This window comes from Mycobacterium talmoniae, assembly GCF_001854525.1.
Taxonomy (GTDB): domain Bacteria; phylum Actinomycetota; class Actinomycetes; order Mycobacteriales; family Mycobacteriaceae; genus Mycobacterium; species Mycobacterium talmoniae.
Genome location: NZ_MLQM01000274.1, coordinates 1 through 3,817, shown reverse-complemented (window position 1 = coordinate 3,817; position 3,817 = coordinate 1). Strand labels below are relative to the sequence as shown.

Genomic DNA, 3,817 nt, shown 5'->3' with positions numbered 1-3,817 from the left:
AGAAGAAGGCAAACGAGAGAGGAGGAAGGCACGTGGGCTATGTGTTTTGGAAAAGAAACACAGAGACCGATATGGCTTATTTTCTAGTGGGCTGGAAATTGTTTAAAAGAAACAGCAGCAGCACCGCCGCTTCGGTGTCGACGGCCGCCATGCCGGTCAGGCCGGCGGCCAGCCGACGGGTGGTCGGCGCCGCGGCTCCAGTCCCCTCGCGGGTGATGCTCCGCACCAGCCGGTCGGCATGGTCGTGCAGGGTCTGCGGTGTCTGCGCGGCCGGCGGTGCGACGGCGTCCCCGGCGTACAGGTGGTGGCCGCGAACCAGCAGCTCGACACCGTCCCGGATCGGGTCGGGCATCATCGCGCGCCGCCGCCGTATCGAGCCTGGTAGTCGGCCTCGGCTTCCTCCCGAAGCGCCGTGAACGCGAGGTTCAGGCGATCCGTCAACTCGTCATGGGTGTAGTCGGTGACGACCCCGGGGTGCAGGGACAGCTCGATCAGCCTGCCGTCGGCGTTGGCCACCGCGCGGATATCACCCAAATCGACGCTGTAGGTGACGGTCTCGGCCTCGGCGACCAGTGCCTCCCACTTGTCGGCCGCCTCGCTCAGTTCCCGCAGAACTGCTTCGACGAGATCCTTGTCGCTCAGTTCGGCGCGATGGTCCGCCCCGGACACCATGCCAGTATCCGACCCGCCCCGACCAGCGTCAATTCATTGTCCAGCTAATCTGCGGGAGCGCTCAGTCGCCGGGCGGCAACCCGTTCAGCACCTGGAACCACGAGAAGTGGTAGTTGGCCGAGACGGTGTCGCCGGCGGCGAGGCCTTCGGTGGCGGCCAGCAGCAAGCAGTTCAGCAGCAGGGCGGCATCGGCTTCGGGATACTGGGTCAGCAACTGGTAGCGCGCGGTGTCGAGGTGCACGCGCAGCAGGTCCATCTCGGCATCGACCACGTCGGTTCCCGCTGCGGCGGCGTCGGCCACGGTGTGCACCAGCCGCGGCAGGTCTTCGCGCCCCGCGGTGGCGTCGGCCAGCTCCCGGCCGAGATCGCTGACCGCGGGGAGTTGCCGCGACTGCAGCGAGGACTCGATCGGGGCGAAATCGGTTGTCCAGCCGAGCCGATCGCCCGGAGCGTAGGTGGTGAACAGCGTGGTGGGCCCCAGTAACGCGGCCACGGTGCCGCCGCGGCGGCCCGGTTCCCGCAGCCGCACCTCGGCGGGCAGCGCGATCCCGGGTGGTATCCATCCGTGCGCCAGGTCGGTGACCAAGACCGTGGTGCCGTCCGCACGGTCCCCGACGGCCCAGCACAGCTCCGGCTGCTGGCGCGCGACGAACGCGAGCAGCCGCTTCAACCGGGCGTGACCCGACTCCGGTTCGGCCGGTGTCGGCTCGACGTCGGCCGCGGCGTGTTTCGGGGTTAGCTTGTCGGTCCGCTCCTCGCCCGGGCGCCGGGCGGCCAGCTTGTCGGTCCGCGCGGTCAGTTCCTCGGTCGGACCGTCGCCCCGCAGCGGTGTCTCGGCTTGGCGGTCGGTGACATCGTCGGCACCGGGGGTCAGCGTGTCGGTCGACGCGTCCTTGGCGGTGTCCAATGCGTCGGTGGTCACCTCCCGCAGCGTCCGGGTGGTCAGCTCCGCGGTCGGCTCGACGTTCAGCGGCGTGGTGCCGAGCTCCGCGGTGCGCTCGACGCTCAGCGGCGTGGTGCCGAGCTCCGCGGTGCGTTCCACCGCCAGCGGTGTGGTCGCCAGCCCCTCGGTACGCCCCTCCCCGGTGGTGCGGTCGGTGACCGGCTCGGGTTCGGTGGCCTCCGGCTCGGGTTTGGTGACCTCCGGTTCGGGTTTGGTGACCTCCGGTTCGGCGCGCGCTGGTGGCGGGCGCAGCACCGTGGTGGTTCCGTCGACGGCACCCCGCTCGTCGGGGGCCGGCCTCTCGCTGCGCATCGCCCGGACCGTCGACTCGACCCGCAGCACCGCGAATTCGCGGGCGGCCTTGATCACCCGCTCTTCTTCGGCTTGCCGGGCCACGGCGGTCAAGTTGGCTTGCCGTAGCTCCTGGATCCGCTCGTTCGCGGAGTTGGCGATCCGTTGCAGATCGGCGTTGAGATACTCTGCGACCGCAGCGTTTTGAGTGGTGATCTCGGCTAACTCGGCTGGCCACAGGCCGCCCAGCACCCACGGGGTGGAGTCGATGGGCGGGCTGAACGGCGGCGTCGCCAGCGATTGGCGGGCCGCCTTGCGGAGACGCCGCCGAGCCGTTCGCCGACCGAAGATCCCCACCCGCGCCAGCGTACCGTCACCTCGGAACCGGTCACTTCGGCTTTCGACGGCCCCCAACTCGGTGAATTGTGGGAGTGATGGGGCGTGAGTAGCGTGGCAGGCATGGCTGAATCGGTGCTTCAGCAACAGCTCGATGAGGTGCGCGCCCTGCTGCGGCGGGCCCGCGGGCTGTTCGGCTCCGAGCCCGTCGAACCCCCGACCGGTATCACCCCCGATCCGGACGCGGCGCACCGCTGGGTGCGCTAGGCGGGCATTCGGTCAATGCGTGCCGGCCCGAGGGCGCAGCTGATGCGCCAGCAGCTTCTCGGTGGCGACTTCAAGGTCACGCGGGGTGGGCACCGCCGCGGACGGCGTGTGCCCGGCCGCGACGATCTCGCCGCGCACCTGTAGCGCGGCCTTGAGGTAGGACACCTCGGCGACCAGCAGGATGGCGTGCGCCAAGGTCTCCGCGTCGGTGTCCAGCGCCGCCTCGCCGAGCGCCACGCTGTGCAGGCAGCCGCCGCGGCTGGACCGAAACAGGATGTGTCCGCTCGGATGGGTCGTGTCGAACTGCGGGTTGGCGTCCGTCATTGACGGTCATCGACGACGCCGTCGAAGCGATCCCCGGCGTCGTCCTGCTGTTGTTGCCACAGGCGTACCGACTTCAGCAGGTTCGCCGCGGTTTCGGCGTGCGCGTCGGCCTGCCGTTGGTAGCACCGGCGTCGCTGCTCGAGCAGTTCGATGCCGGCCTGCCGCAGCCCGCCGAAGATCGGCCCGAGCGACTCCAGGCTTTCTTCGATCGCCGCGTGCGTGGACGGGACGGTGCGGAGGTACTCGGCGGTTTGCTGGTGCTGGGCAGCGGCTTCCGTGAGGTTCGCCGGCACCACATGGGTTCGATCTGCCATGTTCTACCTCCTGTTTCGCGGCCAGCGCGGTAGCCGACCGCTTACGTGGCGACGGTGGCCGACGGCCTCGTCGGGATGGGCGGCTCGCTGGTCGTCGGGCCCGGGGCGGTCGGCGCGACCGTCGTTTCCGGTGCCGGCGGATGCTGCCAGCCTAGGAAACTTGGTCCGTTGACGTTGGCGATGCGCTGAATCTGACCGTCAAGCAGCGCATTGCTGTGCCCGACGGCGAGCGCGTGGCGGTCGGTGAACATGCCGATGTCGCCGGGGATGAGCTGCGCCGGGTCGATCGGGTCGGTGACCGCGGTGCCCGGCGGCGGAATGGTTATGCCCTGCTGGCGGAAGGCATCTGCGATAGGTGTTCCGTCGGCCGCGGCCTTGATCGCCGCGGCGAGCTGCGGGCTGGCGGCGGTGACGATCTCACCGTCGGGCAGGGTGACCGTGGTGGGGTCCGCCACCGGAGCCGACTCCGGCGCGGCGGGCTCGTCATCGGGTGGGCAATCGAGGTCGTCCTCCGGCAGCACGTCCTCCGACCTGTCGTCGGGTAGCGGCGGGGCGGCCCCGCGGTGCCTCGGGGGGCGGTCCCGGGCGGGGGGGGGCGGCCGGCTCTTTTTCACCTCTTCCTGCCCCCCCGGCACCGCGGGGGTCCGGATGCCGTCTTCTGCGTTTTAAA

The 3,817-nt window shown here is 70.1% G+C and carries 6 protein-coding genes and 1 pseudogene; 1 reads left to right on the top strand and 6 read right to left on the bottom strand.

Translation table 11 applies throughout. The features are described from left to right. Positions 1-76: 76 nt before the first annotated feature. From BKN37_RS26230 to BKN37_RS26220, 3 genes are all read right to left on the bottom strand, one after another. Complete coding sequence (locus BKN37_RS26230) at positions 77-355, bottom strand: hypothetical protein (protein WP_071030138.1); 279 nt, start codon at positions 353-355, stop codon at positions 77-79. After that, on the bottom strand, positions 352-672 hold the full coding sequence (locus BKN37_RS26225; RefSeq protein ID WP_071030136.1) for a DUF2710 family protein: 321 nt from the start codon (positions 670-672) through the stop codon (positions 352-354). The genes BKN37_RS26230 and BKN37_RS26225 overlap by 4 nt, the downstream gene beginning before the upstream one ends. Before the next feature lie 61 nt (positions 673-733). Next, the gene (locus BKN37_RS26220) at positions 734-2,263 is read right to left on the bottom strand and encodes a DUF5631 domain-containing protein (RefSeq protein WP_071030134.1); all 1,530 of its coding nucleotides are present in this window, start codon (positions 2,261-2,263) and stop codon (positions 734-736) included. A gap of 102 nt (positions 2,264-2,365) precedes the next feature. Here BKN37_RS26220 and BKN37_RS29415 point away from each other — a divergent pair, with 102 nt between their 5' ends. Next, positions 2,366-2,509: a hypothetical protein gene (locus BKN37_RS29415; RefSeq protein ID WP_165618402.1), complete on the top strand. Its 144-nt coding sequence runs from the start codon at positions 2,366-2,368 to the stop codon at positions 2,507-2,509. Positions 2,510-2,521: 12 nt separating this feature from the next. Here BKN37_RS29415 and BKN37_RS26215 read toward each other — a convergent pair whose 3' ends face one another. From BKN37_RS26215 to BKN37_RS26205, 3 genes and pseudogenes are all read right to left on the bottom strand, one after another. Further along, the gene (locus tag BKN37_RS26215; protein WP_071030132.1) at positions 2,522-2,833 is read right to left on the bottom strand and encodes a DUF2694 family protein; all 312 of its coding nucleotides are present in this window, start codon (positions 2,831-2,833) and stop codon (positions 2,522-2,524) included. Beyond that, positions 2,830-3,147, bottom strand: a complete 318-nt coding sequence (locus tag BKN37_RS26210) for an ESX-1 secretion-associated protein (protein WP_071030130.1) — start codon at positions 3,145-3,147, stop codon at positions 2,830-2,832. Before BKN37_RS26210 ends, BKN37_RS26215 begins: the two co-directional genes overlap by 4 nt. 41 nt (positions 3,148-3,188) lie before the next feature. Beyond that, positions 3,189-3,704, bottom strand: a pseudogene (locus tag BKN37_RS26205) (DUF4226 domain-containing protein); the annotation flags it as partial. Between the last annotated feature and the right edge of the window lie 113 nt (positions 3,705-3,817).